This is a genomic window from Thermococcus gorgonarius (assembly GCF_002214385.1).
Classification (GTDB): Archaea; Methanobacteriota_B; Thermococci; order Thermococcales; family Thermococcaceae; genus Thermococcus; species Thermococcus gorgonarius.
Window position 1 is genome coordinate 283205 of record NZ_CP014855.1, and the last position, 25817, is coordinate 309021.

31 protein-coding genes are annotated in these 25817 nt (G+C 52.4%); 19 read left to right on the top strand and 12 right to left on the bottom strand.

Going from position 1 to position 25817, the window contains the following annotated elements; translation table 11 throughout:
* Positions 1–249: 249 nt before the first annotated feature.
* Positions 250–1908, top strand: a complete 1659-nt coding sequence (locus tag A3K92_RS01645; RefSeq protein WP_088884611.1) for a Na+/H+ antiporter NhaC family protein — start codon at positions 250–252, stop codon at positions 1906–1908.
* Between the two features lie 43 nt (positions 1909–1951).
* Here the strand turns inward: A3K92_RS01645 and A3K92_RS01650 are convergent, their stop codons facing one another.
* Complete coding sequence (locus tag A3K92_RS01650; RefSeq protein WP_088884612.1) at positions 1952–2416, bottom strand: LuxR family transcriptional regulator; 465 nt, start codon at positions 2414–2416, stop codon at positions 1952–1954.
* A 184-nt stretch (positions 2417–2600) separates the two neighbouring features.
* On the opposite strand from A3K92_RS01650, the gene A3K92_RS01655 reads away from it, so the two are divergent.
* Positions 2601–3023: a hypothetical protein gene (locus A3K92_RS01655; RefSeq protein WP_088884613.1), complete on the top strand. Its 423-nt coding sequence runs from the start codon at positions 2601–2603 to the stop codon at positions 3021–3023.
* Here A3K92_RS01655 and A3K92_RS01660 read toward each other — a convergent pair.
* The gene (locus tag A3K92_RS01660; protein ID WP_088884614.1) at positions 3020–4021 is read right to left on the bottom strand and encodes a TIGR00341 family protein; all 1002 of its coding nucleotides are present in this window, start codon (positions 4019–4021) and stop codon (positions 3020–3022) included. The genes A3K92_RS01655 and A3K92_RS01660 overlap by 4 nt on opposite strands.
* 149 nt (positions 4022–4170) lie before the next feature.
* Here A3K92_RS01660 and A3K92_RS01665 point away from each other — a divergent pair, with 149 nt between their 5' ends.
* Entirely contained in the window at positions 4171–4824 is a 654-nt protein-coding gene (locus A3K92_RS01665) for a hypothetical protein (RefSeq protein WP_157722402.1), read from the top strand.
* A 428-nt stretch (positions 4825–5252) separates the two neighbouring features.
* Entirely contained in the window at positions 5253–6578 is a 1326-nt protein-coding gene (locus A3K92_RS01670; protein WP_088884616.1) for a TrpB-like pyridoxal phosphate-dependent enzyme, read from the top strand.
* 14 nt (positions 6579–6592) lie between these two features.
* On the opposite strand, the gene A3K92_RS01675 is transcribed toward A3K92_RS01670, so the two are convergent.
* The 4 genes from A3K92_RS01675 to A3K92_RS01690 all read right to left on the bottom strand — a co-directional run bounded on the left by A3K92_RS01675 (position 6593) and on the right by A3K92_RS01690 (position 9074).
* Positions 6593–7276, bottom strand: coding sequence for a Ribonuclease P protein component 3 (locus tag A3K92_RS01675; RefSeq protein ID WP_088884617.1), 684 nt, complete (start codon positions 7274–7276; stop codon positions 6593–6595).
* On the bottom strand, positions 7273–7728 hold the full coding sequence (locus A3K92_RS01680) for an RNA-binding protein (RefSeq protein ID WP_088884618.1): 456 nt from the start codon (positions 7726–7728) through the stop codon (positions 7273–7275). Before A3K92_RS01680 ends, A3K92_RS01675 begins: the two co-directional genes overlap by 4 nt.
* 92 nt (positions 7729–7820) lie before the next feature.
* The gene (locus A3K92_RS01685; RefSeq protein ID WP_088884619.1) at positions 7821–8405 is read right to left on the bottom strand and encodes a 50S ribosomal protein L15e; all 585 of its coding nucleotides are present in this window, start codon (positions 8403–8405) and stop codon (positions 7821–7823) included.
* Between the two features lie 99 nt (positions 8406–8504).
* A complete protein-coding gene (locus A3K92_RS01690; protein WP_088884620.1) occupies positions 8505–9074 on the bottom strand; it encodes a hypothetical protein in 570 nt (189 codons plus the stop codon).
* Between the two features lie 100 nt (positions 9075–9174).
* Here A3K92_RS01690 and A3K92_RS01695 point away from each other — a divergent pair, with 100 nt between their 5' ends.
* Together A3K92_RS01695 and A3K92_RS01700 are read left to right on the top strand one after the other, a co-directional pair.
* Positions 9175–9882, top strand: coding sequence for a PrsW family intramembrane metalloprotease (locus A3K92_RS01695; protein ID WP_088884621.1), 708 nt, complete (start codon positions 9175–9177; stop codon positions 9880–9882).
* A 7-nt stretch (positions 9883–9889) separates the two neighbouring features.
* A complete protein-coding gene (locus tag A3K92_RS01700; protein ID WP_088884622.1) occupies positions 9890–10105 on the top strand; it encodes a hypothetical protein in 216 nt (71 codons plus the stop codon).
* 172 nt (positions 10106–10277) lie between these two features.
* Here the strand turns inward: A3K92_RS01700 and A3K92_RS01705 are convergent, their stop codons facing one another.
* From A3K92_RS01705 to A3K92_RS01730, 6 genes are all read right to left on the bottom strand, one after another.
* Positions 10278–10625, bottom strand: a complete 348-nt coding sequence (locus A3K92_RS01705) for a DUF1667 domain-containing protein (protein ID WP_088884623.1) — start codon at positions 10623–10625, stop codon at positions 10278–10280.
* Positions 10622–11887 carry an NAD(P)/FAD-dependent oxidoreductase gene (locus A3K92_RS01710; RefSeq protein ID WP_232460927.1) on the bottom strand — a complete coding sequence of 422 codons (1266 nt, stop codon included), beginning with the start codon at positions 11885–11887 and terminating at the stop codon, positions 10622–10624. Before A3K92_RS01710 ends, A3K92_RS01705 begins: the two co-directional genes overlap by 4 nt.
* A complete protein-coding gene (locus tag A3K92_RS01715; protein ID WP_088884624.1) occupies positions 11887–13377 on the bottom strand; it encodes an NAD(P)/FAD-dependent oxidoreductase in 1491 nt (496 codons plus the stop codon). The genes A3K92_RS01710 and A3K92_RS01715 overlap by 1 nt, the downstream gene beginning before the upstream one ends.
* 159 nt (positions 13378–13536) lie before the next feature.
* Positions 13537–14634 (bottom strand): M20/M25/M40 family metallo-hydrolase, encoded by a 1098-nt coding sequence (locus A3K92_RS01720; protein WP_088884625.1) that lies wholly within the window; start codon positions 14632–14634, stop codon positions 13537–13539.
* Between the two features lie 49 nt (positions 14635–14683).
* On the bottom strand, positions 14684–15385 hold the full coding sequence (locus A3K92_RS01725) for a 6-hydroxymethylpterin diphosphokinase MptE-like protein (RefSeq protein WP_088884626.1): 702 nt from the start codon (positions 15383–15385) through the stop codon (positions 14684–14686).
* A complete protein-coding gene (locus A3K92_RS01730) occupies positions 15382–15846 on the bottom strand; it encodes a Mut7-C RNAse domain-containing protein (protein ID WP_088886006.1) in 465 nt (154 codons plus the stop codon). The genes A3K92_RS01725 and A3K92_RS01730 overlap by 4 nt, the downstream gene beginning before the upstream one ends.
* 51 nt (positions 15847–15897) lie before the next feature.
* Here A3K92_RS01730 and A3K92_RS01735 point away from each other — a divergent pair, with 51 nt between their 5' ends.
* The 13 genes from A3K92_RS01735 (at position 15898) to pth2 (ending at position 25816) form a co-directional block, all read left to right on the top strand.
* The gene (locus tag A3K92_RS01735) at positions 15898–16323 is read left to right on the top strand and encodes a HEPN domain-containing protein (RefSeq protein WP_088884627.1); all 426 of its coding nucleotides are present in this window, start codon (positions 15898–15900) and stop codon (positions 16321–16323) included.
* Complete coding sequence (locus A3K92_RS01740) at positions 16286–16654, top strand: nucleotidyltransferase domain-containing protein (RefSeq protein ID WP_088884628.1); 369 nt, start codon at positions 16286–16288, stop codon at positions 16652–16654. Before A3K92_RS01735 ends, A3K92_RS01740 begins: the two co-directional genes overlap by 38 nt.
* 52 nt (positions 16655–16706) lie before the next feature.
* Positions 16707–17456, top strand: a complete 750-nt coding sequence (locus A3K92_RS01745) for an MBL fold metallo-hydrolase (protein WP_088884629.1) — start codon at positions 16707–16709, stop codon at positions 17454–17456.
* 105 nt (positions 17457–17561) lie between these two features.
* Complete coding sequence (hxlAB, locus tag A3K92_RS01750) at positions 17562–18782, top strand: bifunctional 3-hexulose-6-phosphate synthase/6-phospho-3-hexuloisomerase (protein ID WP_088884630.1); 1221 nt, start codon at positions 17562–17564, stop codon at positions 18780–18782.
* Between the two features lie 42 nt (positions 18783–18824).
* Positions 18825–19577, top strand: a complete 753-nt coding sequence (locus A3K92_RS01755) for an FtsZ/tubulin family protein (protein ID WP_088884631.1) — start codon at positions 18825–18827, stop codon at positions 19575–19577.
* 1 nt (position 19578) lies between these two features.
* Positions 19579–20229, top strand: coding sequence for a TIGR02253 family HAD-type hydrolase (locus A3K92_RS01760; RefSeq protein ID WP_088884632.1), 651 nt, complete (start codon positions 19579–19581; stop codon positions 20227–20229).
* Positions 20226–20417: a hypothetical protein gene (locus tag A3K92_RS01765; RefSeq protein WP_088884633.1), complete on the top strand. Its 192-nt coding sequence runs from the start codon at positions 20226–20228 to the stop codon at positions 20415–20417. Before A3K92_RS01760 ends, A3K92_RS01765 begins: the two co-directional genes overlap by 4 nt.
* Entirely contained in the window at positions 20414–21226 is an 813-nt protein-coding gene (locus A3K92_RS01770) for a glutamate cyclase domain-containing protein (protein ID WP_088884634.1), read from the top strand. Before A3K92_RS01765 ends, A3K92_RS01770 begins: the two co-directional genes overlap by 4 nt.
* Entirely contained in the window at positions 21227–21847 is a 621-nt protein-coding gene (locus A3K92_RS01775) for an HD domain-containing protein (protein WP_088884635.1), read from the top strand. It begins immediately after the preceding gene.
* A gap of 94 nt (positions 21848–21941) precedes the next feature.
* Complete coding sequence (locus tag A3K92_RS01780; protein ID WP_088884636.1) at positions 21942–22454, top strand: KH domain-containing protein; 513 nt, start codon at positions 21942–21944, stop codon at positions 22452–22454.
* A 64-nt stretch (positions 22455–22518) separates the two neighbouring features.
* Positions 22519–23835, top strand: coding sequence for an aspartate--tRNA(Asn) ligase (aspS, locus tag A3K92_RS01785; protein WP_088884637.1), 1317 nt, complete (start codon positions 22519–22521; stop codon positions 23833–23835).
* Between the two features lie 65 nt (positions 23836–23900).
* Positions 23901–25403 (top strand): COG1361 family protein, encoded by a 1503-nt coding sequence (locus A3K92_RS01790; RefSeq protein WP_088884638.1) that lies wholly within the window; start codon positions 23901–23903, stop codon positions 25401–25403.
* A gap of 53 nt (positions 25404–25456) precedes the next feature.
* Positions 25457–25816 carry a peptidyl-tRNA hydrolase Pth2 gene (gene pth2, locus A3K92_RS01795; protein ID WP_088884639.1) on the top strand — a complete coding sequence of 120 codons (360 nt, stop codon included), beginning with the start codon at positions 25457–25459 and terminating at the stop codon, positions 25814–25816.
* The last annotated feature ends 1 nt before the right edge of the window (position 25817 follow it).

A 25817-nucleotide genomic window follows, 5' to 3' on the forward strand; every position in this document is an offset into this window, starting at 1 on the left:
AAGCCCATATCGAATTTATCTAAAGCTTTTCTGGGAAAGGTTTTTATGGTAGTAGTGAGCATTATTGTACTTGAGAGTATCTATAATGCCAGTGAGGCATAATCATCACCGAAAGGCAGAACTGGGGTCAGTAAAATACAGGGAAGAGCAACGGTATTTTCGAAGAACTGCAAAAACGCCAAAATTATTTCCGAAAAATTTATATTTCCTCGATTATTGTTGGGATAAAACCCCTCTGGAGGTGAAAGCATGTCGGACTTTGGTATACTGTCCTTGTTGCCGCCGTTGGTGGCAATTATTCTAGCGATATGGACGAAGAGAGTTATACTGGCTCTGTTCGCTGGAGTCTGGATTGGTGGCTTAATGGTGGAGGGATGGAACCCTATAACTGGAACCACCCAGAGCCTAGAGTGGGTAGTTGGCAGCGTGACGAATGACTGGAACGCCAGGATACTGGTATTCGACTTCCTCATAGGTGCGGGAGTTGGATTGGTCTACAAGTCCGGTGGAGTCCATGCCCTGGCCAGGGCGCTCTCCAAGCGGGTGAAGACCAGCAGAGGTGCCTCCGTTCTCGGATGGCTCATGGGAATTCTGGTTTTCTTCGACGATTACACCAACACAATCATAGTCGGAAACACGATGAGGCCGATAACAGACAGGACCAGGGTTTCTAGGGAGATGCTGGCCTACATAGATGATTCAACCGCCGCTCCAGTTGCGGGACTGGCATTTATCTCGACCTGGATCGGCTACGAGCTGGCTATGATAGGAAGGGGTTTTGACGGCGCTAAAGTGACCTACAACTCCTACGACGCGTGGCTCTCAAGCGTTCCCTTCAGGTTCTACTCGATACTGGCCATAATCCTCGTTTTCATCGTCGCCTACACCCACAGGCACTACGGTCCGATGCTCAAGGCCGAGTACCGGGCCAGGACTACCGGAAAAGTCCTCCGCGACGGGGCAAAACCGCTGATGACGACCGAGGTCGACCTCGGCATGCCAAAAGAGGGCGGAAGCCTCTGGGACTTCGTCATACCGATTCTATCTTTAGTCGTTGTGTCCCTGCTGGGGCTCTGGTATACCGGTGCGGCGAACCTCTACGCCTACAGCCAGGACTTGGATTGGTGGACCGATTTGGAGAACCCGTTTGGCGTGAACTTCCTCAACTACAGCTTTGTGGACTCATTCCGCGAGGCCGACGCGGCAACTGCTTTGCTGTGGGGAAGCTTTACCATGGTTCTAGTCGCCAGCATAATGCTCCTCGGAAAGAAAAAGATGACCGTGGATGAGTGGGAGGACACGGTTATTAGGGGAATGAAGCAGATGCTCTTTGCCAACACCATCTTAGTTCTCGCCTGGAGCCTTGGAACAGCAGCCGAAACCGTTGGAACCGGCACCTACATAATCAACCTTGCCACGAGCTCCGGTGCCAACCTCGGCCCGTGGATGCCGCTGATAATGTTCCTCGCAGCAATGTTCGTGGCCTTCACCACTGGAACCAGCTGGGGTACCTTCGCAATAATGGTTCCCCTCGGCGTCCAGCTCAGCCTTGCTTTCACCAACGGCCAGGTCAACGAGATAGTCTTTGCCACCATCGGCGCTACTTTCACCGGTTCGATCTTTGGCGACCACTGCTCGCCTATAAGCGATACAACCATCATGAGCTCCATGTTCAGCGGTTCCGACCACATAGACCACGTTACAACGCAGATTCCATACGCCTTCACGGTTGCAGCAATAGGCGCGGTGCTCTACGTGCTCTTTGGCCTCGGGGTCAGGAGCTGGGTCATTCTTCTGCCTCTGGGAATAGTGCTCCTAGTGGCCGCTTGGTATGTCCTCAGCGAGTGGTACGGCAAGAAGTACGGCATCCCGCACGGCAAGGTGCCGGTATACGTTGTCGAGGAGTGATCCGCTCTTTTTCTTTTTTGATCCAGAAAAGCGGGGTTTGGGACTATTTTGAGACCACAGCCGATACCAGTCCCACCGAGAAGCCAACCCACGCAAGCAGATAGCCGAATCCTATTCTAAGGCTTACCTCCTCGCCGCTCCCGTACACTAGGGAGAGCGTGAAGATCACCATCCCGATCAAGCCTATCGCATGGCCGAATTTACCTTTAAACAGACCTATAAATGCTCCCAGGATGATGAGGGGAAACGCAACAAGTGAGAGGAATATATTCGATACTCCCTTATTCCCACCGATCATAAGATCCTGCTTGAGGACGTCCTTTTTGAGATAGACATCCCTGACGATATCGACAAAGCTCAACCCCTGGTTACTCTCTTCCGCGGAACTCCTTTCGAGCGAGGTTATCCCGAACATCTGCACCTCTGGGTTCTTTGACTCAGGGGTGAACCACGGCATAGTCATTGCAACGATGACCAGGAGTGCTGCCATGAATGGTACTGGTTTCATCCTCTATCACCTCCCTGCTGAACCCTAATTTAGCGGGCTGTTTATGAGTTTTTCGGCCTGGTCGTTACTCGTTTGATCTTTGAGAGAAATACTAAGCCTTAGAGTTTTAATCGGTACACAGGAAACGTAGTTTACATCCAAAACACTTTTATTGGCCAGCATTTTCATTCCTACTGGTGGGCATATGAAAAAAGTCCGGGAGGCGCTCATGGGTCTGCTCTCGGCTGTGGATCCAGAAGAGACCGGTCTCCGACTGGTCGGTGTACTTGTGACCCATGAAAAGAGGCCAGCTTACAACTTCTCCCTTTTCGACGTGACCGAGAATGAGATGGTCTTAATGCTCCAAATCGGGGACACCGTTGTCTACCTAGCTTTCGAAAGTGAGGAGGAGATCGATGAAGATGAGTATCCGGAGCTGGTAGAGGAACTCATAAAACTCACTTTACCTGGAGTCAAGGATCTCATCAAGGCTGTTAAGGAAGAGAACCTTCCAAAACCGGGGATAGTGTACGATGAGATGAGCCCCGAGCTAAAGGAATTCCTCTATGACATCCTTATGAAACATATGCACGGCAGGTCGGTCTACGACCAGACCGAGGCTGCCTAAACGACCAGCTCCAGCAGGACGAGTGCAAAGATCATCAGCGCGAGCACCGCCATCGTCCTCTTTGTGTATATTTTCGCCGCCCTCTTCTCGTAGTAGCTCCTGGGGGAGACGTTGAGGACGTAGAGGCCCAGCAGGGAGCCTGTCAACAGGCCAAGGATGTTCTCCAGGGTGAGGACGAGAGAGCCCTTAAAGATTCCCCACCAGCCCATCGCAAGTGAGATTCCTATCACGGTCGTTGGCGGAACCAGCGCCGCCGCTATCGAGACGCCGGCCAGTATCTCCGGAATCCTGCTCACTATCGCCACTATCCCGGCGTAGCCAAGAATGATGGCCAAGAGTATGTAGACAATGCCGGACTGGCCGCGGATGAGTATCTCGTGGGTCGGCTCTCCCGGCATAACCCCGAAGACCTTCAGGAGGAGAGAAACTATGAGGGCTGATGCAAAGATGACCCCGAGGAGCTTGAGGATGGAGTAGACGGCACCCACCGCGTCCCTGCCTTTGCCCATGACGATGTTGATGGAGAAACCGTAGAGTGGGCCAAGTATTGGCGAGAGCAGCATCGCGGAGATTATCATGACTATGCTGTCTTGTATAAGGCCGAAGAGCGCTATGATCGACGCGACTGCGCCGAGTGTGAGCTGAATAGGGTCAACGCGGGCCTGGTTGTTGGCGTTCTCGATTAGGCCCTCTATATCTGCGAGCGTCCAGCGGCGCTTGTACTTGGCCAGCGACTTGACGGAGCTGGAGTATTTGACGGATTTTCCGCTCACTGACGCCCAGGTTATTGAAGAGTAGCCCTTTCGAAGGTCTATAGCCTTCATGAGGTCGTCTGCTATGTCGTTTATGACGAACTCCGGAACGAGGGCGGTGAAGCGCAGAACTTTTTTCCCGTTGCTCCGAACCTCCTCGGTGTAGTACTGCACGTTCCACTTCCTCAGGACTTCCTCTACCCTCTCCCCCTCATCCTCGTCGCAGTTGACCTCAAGCCGGAGCATGCCTCATCAGGATTCCTACGCCTCCCCCACTAATAACCTTTCCGGAAATGCTTCAACCGGGTTTGAAGCCGTGGAGAGGCTTTTAAGTGGAATGCCGTACTTCAGAGGGGGATGAAACCATGGGCTGGAAGCTGCCCCTATCGGTGCTAATGTCAGCAGTCATCTCATTCTTTGCGTGGATAGCCGTCCAGCTCAACCGCCCGCTGGGGCTTGCGACGTTCGTCCTGGCGTTTCTCCTTCCGGTTGTCACGTTCAGGCGGTACTACTCACGGAAACCCAGGATGCTCGTCCCCTTCGGGATTCTTGCCATCTTAATCGCAATCTTGCTGGCTCCACCTCGGGCAACAAGCCTGAACCTCGTCTCGGGGCTCCATCTCGAAACCGGATGCTGGGGCGTCGAGGGCAGCCTCTGGCCACTCAACGGGAGCGCCGACGTTTCACAGTCCTGCTCCTACCTCGTGGAACCTGCCGGAAAAGTCGTCCACGTCTCCGGAATGGCCTGGAAAAATCTGGAGGTTAGAATGCCAGTAACCAGCTACCCTATCATCCTGAGGAGACCTGCAGAGAATGCTGATGGAGCATACCTCAACGGGGTTCAAAATGCCCTGGAAAATGGTTATATGGAGGCCCCCAGTGACTTCGGATCACGGGAAAGCGTGGTTCGAGAGGCCCTGATGAGAAAGGGAAACCACTGCGTTTACATCGCAGAGGTGAGAATAGCTGGTGGCCTCGCGGTTGTATCTGCCAGGGGAGATTGCAGGGCTGTTGATGAGTTCGTTCAATCGCGGGTGAGAAGGTTTTAGCTCGCGGCTTTTCTGATGTGCCCACGAGTCTCGGCGTGGCCCCCTAGTCACGAAGCACGGCTGGTGGCAGTGGGGCCGTAAGCCCAATCTTTGGACTAGTGACGATTTCAAAGCGAATACCGAAGAAAGTTCGTCAGATCTTCAAGGCACTGGCCGAAAACCCTATAAGGTATGCACTTCCCCTATGTCCGATGCCCCATGATATGCAGAAGTGAGTGTTTTTGGCCCCTGTAAGGGTTTCGTGAATAACGTGGTTAGTCCACTAATTTTAGGACGGGATTGCTTTTGGCATGATTGAAAGGGGGGACCGTTTTTGGTCGGGCCGTTCTCCCACTTGAACTTGGCTTAGCCCTCACGCTAATTATTCCCTCGCTTTTGGGATTTGTTGAGACGGTTAGTGTGGAGGTTCTTGAAAAGGAGGTGTTAGAATGAAAGCTGTTCTTCCCGATTCGAAGATTCCAAAGAAGTGGTACAACATCCTGCCAGACCTGCCAGAGCCTCTGGCGCCTCCCCTCGACCCGGAGACGGACGAGCCAATGGAGCCTGAGAAGCTTCTGAGGATTTTCGCGGCAGAGTTGGTTAAGCAAGAGATGAGCAACGAGCGCTACATTGAGATTCCAAAGAAGGTCAGGGAACTTTACGCCAAGATTGGAAGGCCAACGCCGCTTTTCCGGGCCACCAACCTTGAGAAGGTCCTCGGAACTCCAGCCAGGATTTACTTCAAGTATGAAGGAGCAACCGTGACGGGGAGCCACAAGATAAACACGGCATTGGCACAGGCCTATTATGCCAAAGAGCAGGGAATCGAGAGGCTCGTCACAGAGACGGGAGCCGGCCAGTGGGGAACTGCCTTGAGCTTAGCAGGAGCGCTCCTTGGCCTGAAGGTCAGGGTCTACATGGCGAGGGCGAGCTACCAGCAGAAGCCATACAGGAAGACGATAATGCGCCTCTACGGTGCCGAAATCTATCCAAGTCCGAGTGACAGGACAGAGATAGGAAGGAAGTTTTTAGCCGAGGATCCGAACCACCCCGGTGGCTTGGGTATAGCGATAAGTGAGGCCATCGAAGACGTTTTGGGGGATGAGAAGGCCCGCTACGCCCTCGGAAGCGTGCTGAACCACGTTCTCATGCACCAGACGGTCATAGGGCTGGAAGCCAAAGAGCAGATGAAGGAGTTCGAGGGGCCGGACGTTATAATCGGCTGCGTCGGCGGCGGGAGCAACTTTGCCGGCTTAGCTTATCCGTTCGTGAAGGACGTCCTCGGGGGCAAAGCCGACTACGAGTTCATAGCGGTCGAGCCAAGGGCCACGCCAAGCATGACGCGCGGTGTCTACAAGTACGACTACGGCGATTCTGGCGGCTACACTCCAAAGATGAAGATGCACACCCTCGGTCACACCTACTGCGTCCCGCCGATTCATGCCGGTGGTTTACGCTACCACGGCTTAGCGCCGACACTGAGCGTTCTGATAAACCACGGAATCGTCAAACCAGTCGCCTACCACCAGAACGAGGTCTTTCAGGCGGCCGAGCTGTTCGCGAAGACCGAGGGTATAATACCCGCTCCGGAGAGCGCCCACGCGATAAAAGGAGCAATAGACAGGGCCCTGAAAGCCAAGGAGGAAGGGAAGGAAGAGGTAATACTCTTCAACCTCAGCGGGCACGGCTTCCTCGACCTCCAGGGCTACGAGGACTACTTAAATGGAAAGCTCAAGGACTACGAGCCGGACTACTTCCCGGCCTTAGAGGAGTGAGCTTTGCTTTTTCCTTACTCCAGCTTTCTTAGAATCCTCCTCGGATGGAAGTTCAAACTCGCCCTCGCTTCGGGGATGTCCATTCCCAGGTTTATCCCTAAACTCATCAAATCCCTCGGCCCGCGAACTTCCCACTTACTCTCGGCGGAACTCGTTATAAAGCGCGGAACGTCGTACTTCCTCACGAGCTGCCACGTCTTGGTCATGAAACGGAGGAGTTGAACCCTCTCGTAGGAGTTGATCCTCAGGAGCGGTGAAAGGGAAAACCCCACCGCAACCCCTCTCCTCGCGGCTATTCCCGCTAAGATGTGATCAAAGCCCGGATCCTTCCTCCCGAGCCAGGGGCTTATCAGAGCATCGACGCCTGTTTCAAGAGCGGCACGGTTCACTCGCATGTCGCCGCCCTGAACGTAGATTAAAGCACGGAGATTTCTGTTTTTGACTTCCCGAATGAGGCTCGGCTTTTTGGTAACGATCAGGAGGGCAACTTTGCCGTAGGTCTCACGGAGGGCCTTCAGCTCTTCCTTGAGCGCGCCCCAATCGGGAGAGCTTTCAAGGACGAGCTTTTTAGTGAAGACCACTTCGTCGAACCACTCGCTCGCGAGTTCGTAGGCTTCCCCACTCCTCACGTCCATCTCGACGAAGTAGTCCCGCGAGAATGAAAGCTCCTCTGCTTCACTTATTTGCTCTGCGCTCATTCCTCCAGCCACTCCCTAACGGCTTTAACGACGGCCTCTTTTCTCATAGGAAAGGCTTTGACCTTTATCCTGACCTGTATCACGTCGGGGCCTTCGTCAACTTCCGCCTCGCCAAGATATGCCTTCTGCTTGTTGAAACGGACGTAGAGGGTTCCCTCTTCATCAACCTTCTCATCGAGGTGGTCGAGGAGGTACCTCTTGTCTTCATCGCTCAGCAGTTCCTTGAAGTGTTTGAGAAAAGCTCTTACTGCCTTGCTCCTTTTTATCTCGACGTTGACGACCTTGATTGGGTTGCCGAAGTACCCTTCCGTCTCAACGACGTCGAAAATAATGTCTTCCTCGTCTATCTCCTCAGGAATAAAGGCCGCTATCGCCTCGAGAACCTTGTCCTCGTCCTCGGTCGCCTGGATGAAAGTGGTGAGCCTAACGTGGTGTGCCCTTATCTCTGCCATTACTCTCACCGAAGAATTGAACCGCTAAAGGGTTTAAAAAGTTGGCCAAAACGAGGATTCCAGTTGAGAGAAATGGAATGGAAGCAGAGCCTTCACTTGCCCTTGCCCTTGTTGGCCCTTATGCTGGGCCTTATCTTTTCGGCGCCCTTGCCCTTGTTCAGCAGGCCGCGGCTCCTCTTTCCAGCGCTGGTAAGTCCTCTAAAGACCCTACCCTTGTGGGCCTTGCCGGCTATCCAGGCTATCTTCGGGTCGCTCTTTATGACCGGGTGGTGCGGGTCAACGAGAATGACCTCAAACCACTTGTACATACCGTCCTCTCCGACCCAGTAGGAGTTGAGAACCTCAAGGTTCGGGAACTTTCTCGCTGCCTTCTCCTCGGCAATCCACTGGAGGCTCTTCTTTGGTGAGTACTTGACCATACCCATCTTGCTCGGCTTCCTTCCGCCCTTCCACCTGGGCCTCTTCCTTCCTCCGCGCCTGACCCTCACGCGAACGACGACGTACCCCTGCTTGGCCTGGTAGCCTAGACTCCTAGCACGGTCAAGCCTTGTCGGCCTCTCGATTCTCTTAACTACCGGGTCCCTTCTCCACTGGATCATCCTCTTCTTGAGGAGCTCACCGACGTAGCTCTTCTTGGGGCTCTTCCAGGCTTCCCTAATGTACTTGTACATTCCCATCTTTCACACCTCTTCCTCGTTTGTGGTTCCCCCTCCCGGGGACATCCCGCGGGTTCGCCCCGCCAAGTCGAGCCGAGTTCGAGAATTGGTTTTTAAGGATTATGGTTTCACGACAAAGAGGCCGTTCTCTTCTACGAATTTTTTTAGATCTGAGAGGCTCATGACTTTTGAATCTTCGCTGGGATTCGGGTGTATGAAGATCACAGTCTGGTTTTTTGTTATCTGCCATGTTCCAATGAGCTGAAACCACACGTTTTCTCCGTTGTATGCTGTTTTCCCCACCCATATGGAAACCGAAAGCGATTCCAGTGGCTGATCGAACTCCAGTTTTACTGTTCCATCCATCATGGAGTGTGAGCAGTTGATAGTGATGTTCTTTCCGGTAAGCAATTTATACGCCTCAGCGTCTAGCTCATATACGTTTACTACACCAACATCGGGGACATCATATGTGTAGGCAGCGGCGCAGTCCGAGAGTACGGGCCCCTCAATGAAGTACGTGCCATCTGTTTCGGCCTCTTTGGACAGGCCCTTCTGTACTGAAAGGTTCAGAAGCTTTGGATAGGATGGATTGGCCGTTTCAAGTATGTCATTCCAGAATATGCCAAGTAGAAGAATAGTAGTGAAGAATCCAAGGGTGAGAGCTACAACTTTCTTTTCCGTGCCCATGCTCGCGTCCCCACCAAACATATTTTAAGGCGGCGAAATAAATATACTTTACGGCGCACTGCTTAAAAAGGGATGATGTTGAACACCTCGAGGTGATAGCATGAATCTGCTGACACAGCTGGTGTTTTTCGCTTACACCCCGGCATTGATTCTCCTGTGGTACTTCTACCATGAGGACAGGCTTGAACCCGAGCCCAAGAAGTACGTTATAGGGACGTTCTTTCTTGGGGCAACGCTCTCGGTGGGCGTGGCTTTTATAGTGGAAGTATTGCTAACGCCTAGATGGGGTATCGGGGGTTATATACTGCCTGCTGGAGCATTCTACATGGCTCTGGTTGCCGGTGTAGTCGAAGAACCTTCCAAGGCCCTTGCTATTCTGTTCCCCTTCAGGGCTGGCCAGATGGACGGCATAATGGACGGCGTTGTCTACGGTGTAGCGGCTGGCCTTGGCTTTGCGGCAACCGAGAATCTCCTCTACGGGCTCGGTTATGGGCTTCAAGTCACGGTATTCAGGGCGTTCTTAACGCCCTTTGCCCATGGGACCTGGAGTGCTATAGTTGGCGTCGGCTATGGGCTAGTGGCAGAGGGAAAGGTAGATTCGGCTGGGGGATTTCTTCTGACAGCTATGTTCCTTCACTTCCTATGGGACTACTTTGCCTTCCTGAGTACGGCTGTCCCGGCGTACGACATCATGCTGATCCTCCTGCTCTTCGTTAACGTCGCCATCTTGAGGTACCTGCTGATCATGGGCCGTGCCGAGGACGAGCAGAAGATGTGGTACTACGTTTTGAGGGGGCTGTGGAGGTGATGGCATTATGGATAACGCTGAAAAGCTTATAGATGAGGCACTCTTTGAAGCCAGGCCTTACGTTGAGTACTACGACAGGCTGAAAAGCCTTGTGAGAAACCTTTGGGAGAAGTCAAGGGACATGCAGGATTTCCTTCGTCTCCTGCAAGAAGAGCTCAGAAGGGCGGAGGAGCCCTTCAGGACAGATATTAGGATATTCCTCCAAAAACTCGAGGTCATCTAGTTTTTTCTTATCCTGGATGTCTAGATTATTGTTGAGTATTTCCAGTGAAAATTAGGATGTACAAAATTGTCCATAACCTGTCGCTCTCTCAAACATCAACGAGCCCATTGAAATCGCTGCATCCCAGGGCTCGAGAACGCCGGGGACTTTGAGGAAATATTCTGGTGAGGGGCTAGGCGCCCCTCGTTGCCACTATTTTTATCCCCTCCCACTCGGCAACAACGTCCCCTATCTTCACCGGCGCCTTTACCTTTATCCCAGCGAGGAACTTCATCAGCTCTGGTATCTTCTCCTTTGGAACCGGCTCTGCCGTTTTGACGCTCACCGTCGGAAGGGCGCCCCCTTCAACGGGAACAACGCTCATAACAACCCTCCTGGGATTCGTGACCTCCTGAACCGCCCACTCCTTACCGCGCGGGCAGGTGTGCCCCTTGACCTCCAGGACTTTTCCGTCCTTGACCTCGACCTCAATGGCACAGCTCAGGGGGCAGACGATGCAGATAAAGCGGTAGGTGGTCATGCCTTAACCACCTCCACGGTTAGCTTTTTGTTGGCCTTCTGAATCTCCTCTGCCTTCAGCTTGAGCCTTATCATCTCCGCAGGCTTGACCACAGGGAGCTTGAGCCTCTTGCCTATCTCTGGAATCCTCAACTCAACGTCCTCCATTGGCCTTGCAACGCGGAGGTATAGATAGACATCTCTCTCCCCGCTCAGGTAGTGAGGCACGACAAGACGGACGTTGGAGCCTTTCTCAACTTTTATCCACTTCCTGCTCTCGATTCCACCGTTGTCTATGAACTCCTTGGTCCCTTCGGCGGCAAGCTCGCCCTGCTCTGCAACGTAGTCCACGAGGTCGTTGATTACCAGCGAATTCCCGGCCACGAATATTCCGGGAACGGTTGTCTCAAGCCTGTCGTTGACCACCGGGCCACCTGTTGCGGGGTCTATCTCGACGCCGATCTTCTTCAGCTTCTTCACTGCCGGAACCAAACCCGCTGAAATCACAAGCGTGTCGGCCTCTATCCAGAGCTCACTTCCCGGCACTTCGTTGATATTCTCATCAACCTTGACCACCTTAACGCGCTGAACGCGGCCCTTTCCGCGCACCTCAACGACCTTGTGGCTCAGGTAGAGCGGAATGTTGAAGTCCTTGAGTATCATAACGTTCCTCGCAAGTCCGCCGGGATAGGGCATAAGCTCTATCACAGCCTTCACCTTCGCCCCCTCGAGGGCAAAGCGGCGCGCCATGATGAGGCCAACGTCGCCAGAACCGACTATGACTACCTCCTTGCCCGGAAGAACTCCGTAGATGTCCATCAGCGTCTGCGCCTCTCCGGCCGTGTAAATGCCCGAAACTCTATCGCCCACTATGCCTATCTCGAAGGCGTGCCTTTCTCTCGCTCCGGCCGCGTAGATTACCGCCTTCGCCCAGACCTGATATACACCGCTTGGAGAGGTGAATATCACGACCTTTTCGAGGTCAGAGTAATTCCTGATTTCGAGCACACGGGCGGCCGTCCTGTACTCCACTCCAAGCTCAACGAGCCTCTTCGCGAGCCTTGCTGCGAACTCCGGCCCGGTAAGTTCCTCCTTGAAGTAGTGTATTCCAAAGCCGGAGTGGATGCACTGCGGGAGGATTCCTCCGAGGTAATCGTTCTCGTCGAGCAGGAGAACGCTCAAACCAAGTTCCTTGGCCCTGGCAGCGGCGGCCATTCCCGCGGGCCCGCCCCCGATGACGACGACGTCATAGCCCAGCATCGGGATTTCTGGGAAAGGCTCCATCATGCCTCATCCCTCCTGAGAAGGGCCTTGACGTCCCCTATTCCGATCTCGCTTCCCTTACCCTTCAAAGTGATCTTCCACGGCTCGACGCCGTATTCTCTTGCCAAAAGCTGGACTATCCTCGGCCTGCAGAAGCTTCCCTGGCACGTTCCGGTGGTTGCCTTCGTCCTGAACTTGACGGAATCGACGCTCGGCGTCTTAACTCCTATGAACTTCATCCTTTCTATTGCCTCAAGGATGTCGCCCTCGCTCACGTTGTTGCACCTGCAGACTATCTTTCCGTAGGATGGGTTCTTCTTCACCATCTCGTTGGCCTTCTCCGGCGGGAGCATGAAGAAGTGCGTGATTTCCCTTCTGTAGGGGTTCCACTTCTCTTTCTCCACGAGCTTTATTCCAAGGTCGCGCTGGATTATCTCCGCGACCTCGTAGGCTATCGCCGGAGCGCTCGTGAGTCCCGGAGAGCGTATTCCTGCGACGTTTATGAAGCCCCAGACTTCTTCCTCTGCCTTTATTATGAAGTCCCCACCGGTTGGCTCGGGTCTCAGGCCGGCGAAGGTTCTTATCACCTTGCTCCTTGGGGGTAACTGTGGCCAGAGCTTCTTTGCTCCTTCCCAGACCTCCTCAAGCCCTTCCTTCGTTGTGGCGAAGTCCTCCTTCTTCTCCGGTGGCAGATCCTGGGCGTTCGGCCCTATCATGAGGTGCCCGCTTATCTCGGTTGTAACGACGATTCCCTTGCTTATTGGGGTAGGCGTCGGGAAGAGAACCCTCCTCGGACCGGGAACGTCGTCGTCAAAGAGGAAGTACTCGCCCTTTCTCGGGTGAATCTCAAAGTAGTCTATCCCTGCCATCCTCGCTATCTCATCAGCGTGGAGACCAGCCGCGTTGATGACTATGTCGGCCTCTATGAAGCCATTGTTGGTCTCAACCCCCTTGACCTCGCCGCCCTCGACTTTTATTCCCCTGACCTCGGTCTCGAGGTGGGTCTTTACTCCGTTCGCCACGGCGTTCTCAACGAGCGCTATAACCGCTGGAATTGGCCCTATCTGGCCGACTATCGGTACCCAGAGGGCGCCTATTGCCTCCCTTGTGAGTCCCGGCTCAAGGTGGAAGAGCTCTTCCCTGTCAACAATCCTCATCTCCGGCACGCCGTTCCTTCTCCCGCGCTCCAGAAGCCTCTCCAGCTCGTCGAAGTCTTCCTCTTGCAGAGCAACTATAAGCGCCCCATTCCAGACGTGGGCTATCTGGAGCTCTTTAACCCACTGGTGCCACAGCCTGTTTCCCCTGATGCAGAGCTTTGCCCTCATAGGGTATTTATCCGGGTCGTCGTCGTAACCCCCGTGGATCAGGGCAGTATTGGCCTTGCTCACGCCCCAGCCCACATCTGGAGCCTTTTCAATGAGGTGAACCTCCAAGTTCTCGTATTTGCTCAGGACGCGCGCTATGCTCGCACCGCTTATTCCAGCCCCTATTATGGCGACTTTTATTTTCATGTCTACACCCCCGAACTAAAAGGAGAAATCGCTTATGTCATTTTAAAGCTTTCTGTAACCTTTAGTTTCCTGTAGAAGGGATTAGGGAACAGTTAAGGACATAAAAAGGAAGGACAGTGGCGGACATAAGCTCAGTGAACAAATCTGTCCATTAATCTTTCATTTCTTGTCTGAGATAGCCTCAAGCTCCCTCTCGACGCGTTCAATTCCCTCTGCGTACACTTCGTTTAGCACCTTGAGGAACTCGCTGGCAGTAACAACATCTCTGACGTCTATCCGCTCATGTTTTGTGTGTGAAATATCAAGGTTGCCCGGTCCGAAGACTATCGTTTTAGTGCCGTTGTACATGAAGTTTATGGCATCTGTCCAGCTTCTCATCCCGCCGAACTCGTCGAGGCCCACCCTGTCCATGGCTACTTTTGCCAGCTTAACAATCTCCTCGTCCTCGCTAAGCTCGTAACCGTCCCATATCTCGGTGTATTCGTACTTCAGTGTGTATTCATCGAGTATAGGATCCATGAGGTCAAGAACGTCCTCAACTTCTTGATTGGGTAGAAGCCTCGCCTCAAGCCTGCCTCTGCAGAGGGCGGGGATTAGATAAACTGGGTTCTCGCAGACGAGCTCCTGTATTCCAATGTGGGGGTCGAAGTATTTCCCCTTCTGCTTGAAGGGTTCGAGGTTCTTTAGGTCGTTGAGCATCTTGTAGGTTTCCTCTATGGCGTTGACTCCGCTTTCGGGACACGCTCCGTGGGCCTCTTTTCCGTCAACCTCGAAGTAAGCCTCGATGTTACCAGCGTGGGCTATGTGGACTTCCAGATCGGTCGGCTCCAGAACGACGGCCATCTTTGGCCTGTAACGCTCCATGAAGAGTGCACTTCCTCTTCCCCCAAGCTCCTCGTCGCTGACGAAAACAACGCCAACGTTGAGGTCTTTTCCTTCCTTCTTCAGGCTCTCCATCATGAGGAGTATTGCCGCTGCTCCCCCTTTTATGTCGCTCGACCCGGTTCCGTAGATTATGTTGCCCCTGACGAAGGGTTCTGCTCTAACAGGAATCGTATCAACGTGAACCTCGTAGAAGAGGTCGGCATCGGGGTTTACAACAAGGTCGATTATCTCGCCGTCGCTCTCGATGTGGACGTCGTAATCGAGCCTGTGGAGGAACTCCATGATGTGGAGCATTATCCTGTCCTCTCCGCCAGAGGGGGAGGGTATTCTCAAAAGCTGAAGGAGTATCTCCTTCGCGCGTTCGGTCTTCATTTGGGTCACCTAATTAACTAAAGGGAAACCGGTTTATAAACACTCCCTCCTAGGGGTGAAGGTATCTCAGCCTCGCCCTTCCGTTTTTCTCCAGCCAGTTGAGGAGCTCCCGGGCAAAGGCAAACTTCTTCCTCTTGCTTTCCCATACCGGTGAATGGTCCTTAAGGCCCGGCTTGCTCCACTTTCCAACCACATCGCCGAAGTCGAAGCCAACCATGATTATATCCCTTGCCCCCAGAGCTTCCGCAAGAAATACCGCCCTGTCGCCGTCGGTGAAGCCGCCGAAGTTGTAGACGATGTCCAGCGGTTCAGTCTGGCAGGTTCCGAGGATCCTTGAGAGGAAGGGCACGTAGGAGACTAGTTTATCCATGTTGTCGCCGTGGGCGTGGACGACCATGAATGAACCTTTGTCATTGGCTATCTTGATGTCGGAAATCCTCCCGTCAAGGTCAGTAACTATTACATCGGGCAAAAGGCCGGCGTCGAGCAGAGCGGAGGTTGCACCATCTGCCGCTATGAGTGTTCCGTCTGAGAAGTCGAACCGCTTTAGAGCATCTTCCAGGCTCGGGCCGGCGCCGAAGACGTAGGCTTTTTTCCCAATAACGGCCTCAAGCTCCTCCCTGGTTATGTAGTCATCGCCCTCAAGCAGGAGAGCCCGTAAAAGCTCCGCAGATTTTCTGTCCTGTTCAATTGAGTAACCCATCTCGCGGACTATGCGGAGGTAGAAGGGCTTCCATTGCTCCCAGTTCATTTCTCATCCCTCAGCTTTTTGTCCATCTTAAGCATTTCTTCCCATTGCCTCCCGGGCCAGTAGATTTGACCACAGTCCTGGCAGATGTAAAACTCGTCGTAGAGCTCGTAAACCTTTGGAGGAACTTTCCCCCTGACTTCTTCCTTCGGGACTGGTCTTATAAGACCATTGCACTTAGGACAGCGGGCGTTTGGTGGAAAAAGTTCTCTAAACTCAATTCCAAGGTTTTTGAGCTCCCTTACCTGCTCTTCGAGGGAATTCGATGAGATGAGAATTACATCCGCACCGAGCTTTTTAGACTTTTCCGCTAAGCCAGAGTCCCTCGTCAGGATTATTCTGTCTTCTCTGAGTGCTACACTGACTATCTCATCGTCGTCTTTCACACCATAGAGGGTGTCGTAGCCGTAGAGACGCAACCAACGGGCCAGGCGGCCCAGCATCATGTCCGCTATAAAGCGCATGGGCATCGAAAGGTATTAATTCGATTGAGTTAAAGTGTTTCCGGTGGTGGAATGCACTACGAGGAAGTTGAGACGCTCCTGAGGCGCTCAGTGGATTACCTGGAACTTGCGAATTCCGCTTTTGAAAGTGAGAAATACGACGCCGCAATATTCCTCGCGGAACAGGCCCTTCAGCTCCACCTAAAAGCCCTCTTAATCAAATATGCCGACCTGAGGATAAGGAGCCATTCACTGAGAGAGCTTTTGTATCGCCTTGGACAGGTCTTTAAACTGGAAGACCGCGTCGAGGAGTTCATAAGGGCTAACAGGAAGCTCTTGCGGGAGCTTGAGGACGCTTACATTGGAACAAGATACGAGGCCAAGTCATATTGCCGGGAAGATGCAGAGGAACTTATCGAGTTCGTTACCAGAGTTATGGACTTCGTGGAGGGCCTGGCGGATGAGTTCGAGAGAGGCAGTAATCTCCAGGATGATTGAGGAGGGAAGAAAGCGCTACCTGATGATAAAGCACTACAGGCGATACCTCCCCGCGATAAAGCGCGCCTGTGAGGAGGTTTTCGGCGAGTGCGAACTCTACGTCTTCGGAAGCGTCTTAACAGGTAAGTTCACAGCCGGGAGCGACGTTGACCTCCTGATAAAGGTGAGAAAGGCCCCAAAAAGCCTCCGCGAGAGGGCCGAGCTTGAGGTTAAAATCGAGGAGCTCGCAAACCTCCCCTACTATCATCCTTTTGAGTTCCACATAGTTGATGAGGAGGGCTTCAGGCGGTACGTCGAGGTTCTCAAGGTGAACCCCGTTAAAGTCGAGTGAGGGAATGCTTTTTAAGCGGAAATATTTCACAGCCATAAAACAGGTGGTAGCTATGCTGGTTTATTTCATCGGCACCGGCGGGAGCGAGGGAATTCCGGCCCATCTGTGCACCTGTTCGACCTGCAACGAAGCAAGAAAGTTCGGCTTCGCCCAGAGGAGGCCCTCAACTCTCGCTGTAATCACCGAGAACAAAAGAGCAGTTCTCTTCGACGTTGGGACGGATATAAGGGACTTCCTCAACGTCCCTCTAGAGGCCATCTTCCTGACCCACTGGCATCACGACCACATTTACGGCCTCTATAAGCTCCGCTGGATGGCGAAGGAGACGAGGCTCTATGCTCCAGAGGGGCACGCCGATGCCCTAATCCTCAACGACCCGAAGAACCTGAGGCCCAACGTGATAAAGCCCGGTCAAACTCTGAAGGTTGACAGCCTGAAAATCACTCCCATAAGGCTCAATCATCAGATCGAGACCCTGGGTTATCTGGTAGAGGAAGATGGAAAGAGCGTTGCAATCCTCTACGACACGAAGGGCCTTCCAGAGGAGACGAGGGAGTTTTTGAAGAGCAAAGTCCCACTGAGGCTGGTGATAATCGATGCCACATATCCACCCGATTTCAACGACCCCTATCACAACAACGTCGATGAGGCTGCTGAAATAGGCCTTTCTCTCGCTGAGAGGACTGTTTTGAGCCACATATCCCACAAGAACCTGCCCTTCCTTGAGCTCGTGGAGTACGTGAGGAAGAGATGGAAAAATAAAGTCCTCGTCGCCTACGATGGGATGGTGTTCTACGTCTGAGAACCATTCACTTCGTGCTTTTACATTTGGATGTCAAAAATAATCCAGGAAAGCTTTAAAAGCAGCCATCCAAGTTTCAACTGAAAAATTTCCGGGGGTTTTGCTATGATACTCCAGGTGGCACTTGATTTGACCGATATTGAGCAGGCCATTTCTATAGCTGAGAAAGCCGCTCGCGGTGGCGCCCACTGGCTTGAGGTTGGAACTCCTCTCATCAAGAAGGAAGGCATGCGTGCCGTTGAGCTTCTCAAGAGGCGCTTCCCTGACAGGAAAATCGTTGCCGATCTCAAGACGATGGACACTGGAGCACTGGAGGTGGAGATGGCAGCCAGACACGGTGCCGACGTTGTCTCAATCCTTGGCGTTGCCGACGACAAGACGATAAAGGACGCGGTTGAGGTTGCAAAGAAATATGGAATACGGGTCATGGTTGACCTCATAGGAGTTAAGGACAAGGTGAAGAGGGCCAAAGAGCTTGAGAAGATGGGGGTTCACTACATACTCGTTCACACGGGCATAGACGAGCAGGCCCAGGGTAAGAACCCTCTCGAGGACCTTGAAAAGGTCGTAAAGGCCGTTAACGTCCCGGTTGCAGTTGCAGGTGGGCTTAATCTCGAAACGATTCCGAAGGTTATTGAGCTCGGTGCAACTATAATAATCGTCGGAAGTGCAATAACGAAGGCAAAAGACCCTGAGGAAGTCACCAGGAAGATAATAGACCTCTTCTGGGGGGAGTACATGCAGACGATCAAAAAGGCCATGAAGGATATCGTGGAGCACATAGACAACGTCGCCGACAGCCTCAAGCTCGAACAGGTTAGGGGCTTCGTTGATGCCATGATAGGGGCAAACAAGATATTCATCTACGGCGCCGGAAGGAGTGGTCTCGTTGGCAAGGCTTTCGCGATGCGCCTCATGCACCTAGACTTCAACGTCTACGTCGTTGGAGAGACCATAACGCCCGCCTTCGAGCAGGGTGACCTCCTCATAGCGATCAGCGGTTCCGGGGAAACCACGAGCATCGTTGATGCGGCGAAAATAGCCAAAAAGGAAGGTGGAAAGGTCGTCGCAATAACCTCCTACGCGAACTCGACCCTTGGAAAGCTTGCCGATGTCGTCGTTGAGATACCGGGCAGGACGAAGGCCAACATCCCCACCGACTACATAGCCAGACAGATGCTCACGAAGTACAAGTGGATTGCTCCAATGGGAACCCTCTTCGAGGACTCCACGATGGTCTTCCTCGACGGCATAATAGCCCTCCTAATGGCGACCTTCCAGAAGACCGAAAAGGATATGAAGAGGAAGCACGCGACCCTTGAGTGAAAGGTTTATTAGTTCCCTTTCATTATCCTTTCGGGGAATGGCATGCTTAACTTTACCCACGTTTTCGTTGGAATAGGGAAAGCCGGCGGAAGCGTCGTGGATGGAATAGAGAGCGACGTTGTTAAGGTTCGAATAAATCCGGGCTATTATATTCTTCGTACCGAGGCCTATTCGGAAAAAATAGCTTCCTTTTTTTCCAGGCTCCCGGAGAACTCCTTAGTGTGGATTGTCTTCGAGGACAAGCCGGTGAACGTTGAGATAGTTGAGCTCATATCCGAAAACCTCCCTGAAGGCACGATGAGCTTGGCCTATGCCTTTACTCCCTCCCGGGAGCTTTTTGAGGAGAGCAAGCCTTCATGGGCCGAGAATTTTGAGACCGTTTTCTACGACTCCCTGTGGGAGTTCCTGAAGAGAGATATTCCCCTGCTCGAGGCATATGAAGAAGCCTCTACGGTTATTTCCCGCGCTCTTACTCTGCTCCACAGGAGCCTTGAGGGGGAGATGGTCATAAACGTTGATTACGCTGATTTCTTTTCAACTGTCAAAGGAGGTAACGTTGGAATTCTGCGCCTCCTGAGCAGGATTGACTTCGACTGGCACTGGGGAGTCTGGGACAGGGGGATAGTTATAACTATAGTCGATGAAGGGGTAGCGCTCAGGGATGCCCATACCGTCCTGGAGAGGTTTCACGATCTTTTAAAGGAGAAGGACATAATATGGGGGATGATCTCGAGAAAAACTGCCGGGACAGGGATTGAGACTCTCACACTGCTCGTTAGAAAATGGGGGGAGTAGAATGGTACAGGCCCTGCTCTTTGACATAGATTACACCCTACTCACCGAAATGCCGCTTATACAACTTTTCCTCCCTCAGGTTTACGAGAAACTTGCAAAAAAGCTGGGAGTAAATAAGGAGGAGGCCAGAAACAGGTTTCTATCGGAGATATTTTTAAGAAAGGACACCTATGAGTGGCATGACTGGAACTTCTTTTTCAAGCTCTTTGATCTCGACATGAAGTATGAAGAACTGATTGAGAGATATCCCCACAAGATAACCGTCTACCCTGACGTTCCCCCCGTTCTTGAGTGGCTTAAGGAGAGGGGTTATCTCCTGGGGGTAGTTACCAGCGGTCCAGAGTACCAGAGGGTGAAGCTAAAAATAACTGGTCTGGATCGTTATTTTGACGTCGTGGTTACTCGTGATGACGTTGGTGAGATAAAGCCGAATCCAAAAATTTTTCTCCACGCCCTCGAAATGTTGGGAGTAAACCCAGAAGATGCCGTTATGGTGGGGGATTCCCTCTGGCAGGACGTCTACGGTGGGAAAAACATCGGCATGAAGACAGTTTGGATAAATCGTTCTGGAAACGATACCGATTATTATTTTGCTGACTTCCGGATAAGGACGTTCCACGAGCTTAGAAAGATAGTGGGGGTGTTGCCATGAGGGAGGTGTTCAACAGGGAAGGGGTTTTTGTAAGGTACGAGGAGAAAACCGTAAAGCTGGAAAACGGGCACGAGCTCGTCCACAGGTCGGAAAACCCGACTGAGCTGTGGTGGGAACTGAAGGAGGCCATCAAGGGCAAGAGGGTTAAGGTTGTGGTCTATGAACTTGGGGAGAGCGGGGAGAAGTGATAGCGCACCTCATAAATACTGACGTTGGTGGTAGGGGAATAGGAAGGGTTTACATGGAATACAGGCTGTCCAACTTTAATTTTATGGAGAAAGCAGCCGAAACTTTCCTTGACAATCTGGATAGAACGCTCGTAATAACCGGGTTTCCAATACCTCCTTTTATGGTTCCTGAAACTGACGGTCCGCCGGGGGCCCTTGCCGTTGTTCGGGCTGTCGAAGACCTTGGCGGTAGAGCAGAGGTTCTCAGCTATCCGGAGGTTCTGGAGGCCCTCAAGGGGTTTGGCGTCAATGTTGCCAGAGACGTGGAGGTCTCAAATTACTCCCTTATTATAGCCATCGAGACCCCTGGGAGGGCCTCCGATGGAAAATACTACTCAATGAGTGGTACAGAGATAACCAGAGAAGTCTTTGACGGCATTTTTCTCGAGGCCAGGGAATACGGAATACCCACGATAGCCATCGGTGACGGTGGCAACGAGGCTGGAATGGGCAGTATCAGAGAGCTGGTTGAGCGCCACATTCCTTTGGGGAGAAAAATAGCCAGCGTTGTTGAGGCGGATCATCTGATAACCTCGGGAGTCTCGAATTGGGGTGCTTACGGGCTTATAGCCCAGGCATCTCTAATGGCCGGCAGAAATCTTCTCATGAACTGGGATGAAAGGAAAGTTCTCGCCGCCCTTAAGGCCGGGGGAATAATCGACGGGGTTAGAAAAAGAGCTTGCCTGAGCGTTGATGGCATCGGCCTTGGGGTTCACGAGAAAATAGTAGAGCTTTTAAAAGCTATAGTGAACGATGCCCTCGGTGGTTGAATGAAGCTGGAGGAGTTCATATCCAGCCCTCAATCCAGACAGCTTATAGAGTCCGTTAGAAACTTCGCCAAGAGCTTCTTTGAAAGGGACGGAACCCATGGGTTTAGTCACGTTGAGAGGGTGTTTAACCTCTGCATGCACATCGGGAGGGAAGAGGGTGCCGATTTGGAGGTTCTGGCCTTAGCGGCCCTCCTCCACGATATAGCCAGGCCTCTGGAGGATGCGGGGAAAGTTGAGGATCACGCCGCTGAGGGAGCCAGGATTGCCAGGAGGTATCTCAAAAGCCTTGGCTATCCCGATGAGAAGGTGGAGGCAGTTGCTCACGCCATAGAGGCCCATCGCTTCTCCCGCGGACCGGAACCTAGAACGCTCGAAGCCAAAATCCTCAGCGATGCTGACAAGCTCGACGCCATTGGAGCTGTGGGCATAGCGAGGGTCTTTATGTACTCCGGAGAGCAGGGGAGGGACATAGAAGCTTCGATAAAACACTTTGAGGAGAAGATATTGAAGCTAAAGGACCTGATGTACACCAAAACGGCCAGAAAAATAGCCAACGAGAGACATCGCTTTACCGTGGAGTTCCTGCGCCGGTTAAGGCTTGAAATAGAAGGAGAACTCTGATATTTTTGCCGGTTTTCCTCAAATAATAAGGTTTTTAAATGCCTTCTTGAATTTAGTCTAGCCCTTTCATGGTCATTCTGGAGGAGGTGAGCGAATGAAAGCGCCGATCTGCGAGGTGTGCCTGAAGACGGATGACATTCTCTGCCCGGCCGATGAGAAAAAGCTCCAGGAGGGAATAATAACGGAGCTGGATGTGAAGATCGCCAGGTTGCTTTACAGGCTTCTCGGTGATGTTGAGGTCGAGTTTAGAAAGGCCGTTGAGGCTGGCGATCTCGTTGTTATAGTCGTTGGTAAGGGCGACGTTCCCATAGTCATCGGTAAAGGTGGCAAGAACATAAAGACCCTCGTCAAAGAGCTCGGAAAGCGCGTGAGGGTCATCGAAGGTTTGGAAGCAAGCACAGTGGACGACCTCAAGAAACTGGCAACCGATCTGTTCTATCCAGCCAGTGTGTTCGGAGTCAACGTTGTCTACAGGCCCGGTGGCGAGCACGCCTACAAGGTCCTGGTTCTTGGAAGGGAAAAGAAGAGGCTCCCCGAAAAGCCTGAGATTCTGGAAAGCGTTCTTTCCCAGATTACCGGAAAGGAAGTCAGGATAGCATTTGTCTGATTTTTGTCCTTTTCCCCATCGAATACCTTTAAAAGCTTGTCCCAACTCCTTCTGGGGGATGACCATGTACAGAACGCACTACTCTAACGAGATTACCGAGGAACTCAACGGCCAGCGTGTTAGAGTGGCTGGCTGGGTATGGGAGATCAAGGATTTGGGCGGAATAAAGTTCCTCTGGATAAGGGACAGGGAGGGCATAGTCCAAATAACGGCCCCAAAGAAGAAGGTCGATCCGGAAATATTTAAGCTCATCCCAAAGCTCAACAGCGAGGACGTTGTGGCGGTTGAAGGTATCGTCAACTTCACGCCAAAGGCCAAGCTCGGCTTTGAAATCCTCCCCGAGAAGCTCGAAATACTCAACAGGGCGGAAAGCCCGCTCCCGCTCGACCCCACCGGGAAGGTCAAAGCAGAACTCGACACCCGCTTGGACAACCGCTTCATGGATCTGAGAAGGCCTGAGGTAATGGCGATATTCAAGATACGCTCGAGTGTCTTCAAAGCGGTTAGGGACTTCTTCCACAACGAAGGCTTCATAGAAATACACACGCCCAAGATCATAGCAACGGCTACCGAGGGCGGAACCGAGCTCTTCCCGATGAAGTACTTCGAGAAGGACGCCTTCTTGGCTCAGAGTCCTCAGCTCTACAAGCAGATTATGATGGCTTCCGGCCTGGACAGGGTCTACGAGATAGCGCCGATTTTCAGGGCTGAGGAGCACAACACGACCAGACATTTGAACGAGGCCTGGAGCATCGACGCGGAGATGGCCTTCATCGAGAACGAGAAAGAAGTAATGAACCTCCTCGAGAGGCTGGTAGCTTATACAATCAACTACGTCCGCGAGCACAACGCAAAAGAACTTGAAATCCTGAACTTCGAGCTTGAGGAGCCCAAACTGCCCTTCCCGCGCGTGAGCTACGACAAAGCCCTTGAAATCCTCTCCGACCTCGGCAAAGAAATCCCGTGGGGAGAGGACATAGACACCGAGGGAGAGAAGCTCCTCGGAAAGTACATGCTGGAGAACGAGAACGCGCCGCTCTACTTCCTCTATCAGTATCCCAGCGAGGCGAAGCCGTTCTATATCATGAAATACGACGACAGGCCCGAAATCTGCCGCGCCTTCGACCTCGAGTACCGTGGGGTGGAGATAACCTCCGGCGGCCAGAGGGAGCACAGGCACGACGTTCTGGTGGAGCAGATTAAAGAGAAGGGGTTGAACCCAGAGAGCTTCGAGTTCTACCTCAAGGCCTTCCGCTACGGCATGCCCCCACACGGCGGTTTTGGTCTCGGTGCAGAGAGGCTAATAAAGCAAATGCTTAACCTGGCGAACATCCGTGAGGTCATCCTGTTCCCGAGGGACAGGAGAAGGCTGACGCCATGACCAAAACCTCTTTATACCATTTTTACCCATAGGTTTCTTGAAACAGTACCTGGAGGTGGAAGAAGATGAAAAAGCCTCTAATGGCTTTGACTGTATTTCTACTCGTCCTCTCTGTATACGGAACCGCTGGATATACTCAGGGGGCTGAAGAAATAGGTTCTTTAAAGCTCATATACTCCGGCTACGTCCTTAAAGGGCAGGTTCTCAAAGTCGGTACGGCAGCGGAGGTCATAACTCTCACTGTGAAGGACGTTACCTCTACTTCATTGATTCTTAGGGTTGTCTCAATTAATGTGTCAACTGATCTGACCCTTTCCCCTGGAGAATTTAAGGACATTCCTCACATCAATCTTGCTGTCTCTCTCAAGTCGCTTAGGGCAGATGATAAAGTGGCCTACATAGACGTCTATTCCCAGAACGGCGTGCTTATTAACCCCCCAAAGAACCCGCCGAAGGTAAGGGTTTACCTGAACACAACGGTTCCGGATGCCGTTGTTGGGCAGGTTGTACCGGTAAAAGTGAACGTGGAAAACCTCGGGCCGGGTGAGATAAGAAACGTGACCATCGAAATGCCCTCAATACCGGGATTGAAGTTGGCCGGAACTTCGGGAAGCAGGACAATTGAAACGCTGTCCGGATACAGTTCAGCTTCCCCGGTGGTGTTCCTTCTGACCCCCACAAGGCCCGGTGAGTTTAACGTTTCAGTAAGGGTTACCTACTACAATGAATCCCTGTCCAAGGTTACAACCGTTAGCGAGCCCCTTACGATAAAGGCTTACACTTCTCCAAGACTCACCGTCAGCATTGGAGGAACAAACTCGAGCCGGATAAACGTTCCTCAAAAGTACGTGGTGTCCAAAAATGGTTCTTTAGCTTACATTTTCATAACCGTTTCCGCCGCCACCGGAGATCCAAACTTTGAATTCGCTAAGAACGTCAGCGTTGAGCTGAAGTACCCCGAGGAAATAACCGGGGTTGAGAAAGTTTACTTTGGCACCATAAAAGCCGGTCAGTCCGCGGACAAGGCCGTCGAGATAAAAATAAACGGTGAGGGAATATACCCAATTGGGGCCGTTCTCCACTACAAGGATCCCCTGGGAAACAGCCATGATTTAGAGCTCGGCACGGCCTTGATAGTTGATTCGACCCCACCGAGGATAGTCGTCAAGAAGGTTCCAGTAATTCCAACCGAAGAACAGGTTCCCGAGGTACTTGAGAACACTCTCGAGAATTCTAAGAACCCCAAAAAGATAGCCGAAAGCGTTTATGCTGTTATATCTCCTTACCTAGAGACCGAGAAGACCATTAAATCCCTTGAGAGAACCATTAAATACCTGGAGGCTTCAGTGGTTGTGCTCCTTCTACTTCTCCTGATCCTCGCGTACCTTGCAGTGGGCTACTACCGGGAGGTCAAGACCTTCAGAAGGCTTCTCCTCAGGAAGAGAAAGTACAAGACGGGCGGATTGCCCAAAAAGTGGAGCAGGGACGAACTTGAGAGCCTGGTAAGGGAACTGAGACTCGAGAAGGTGAAAGAGAACCTCCCACCTGAGGAAGGTTTCAGGCTCTGATCTCTTTTTTAAAATTTTTAAAGGCCTTACTAAAATTCTTGGGGGGTTGGGCTGTGACGTTCAGGTTCAAGCAGGTTATAGTGTCTAGAAAGGACCTAAAGCTCAGCAAGGGCAAGTTCGCGGTCCAAGTTGCCCACGGCGCGGTTACAGCCGCCATTAAGGCCCAGAAAGAGAAGCCGGAATGGTTCAAGGCCTGGTTCCACGAGGGGCAGAAGAAGGTCGTTGTTAAGGCGGAGAACCTTGAAGAACTCTTCAAGCTTAAGGCAGAGGCAGAAAAACTTGGTCTCCCAACGGCCCTGATACGGGACGCCGGGCTAACTGAGATTCCACCCGGGACCATTACTGTCCTTGCGATAGGACCCGGCCCAGAGGAGATTGTGGACAAGGTCACCGGACATCTGAAGCTGGTGTGAA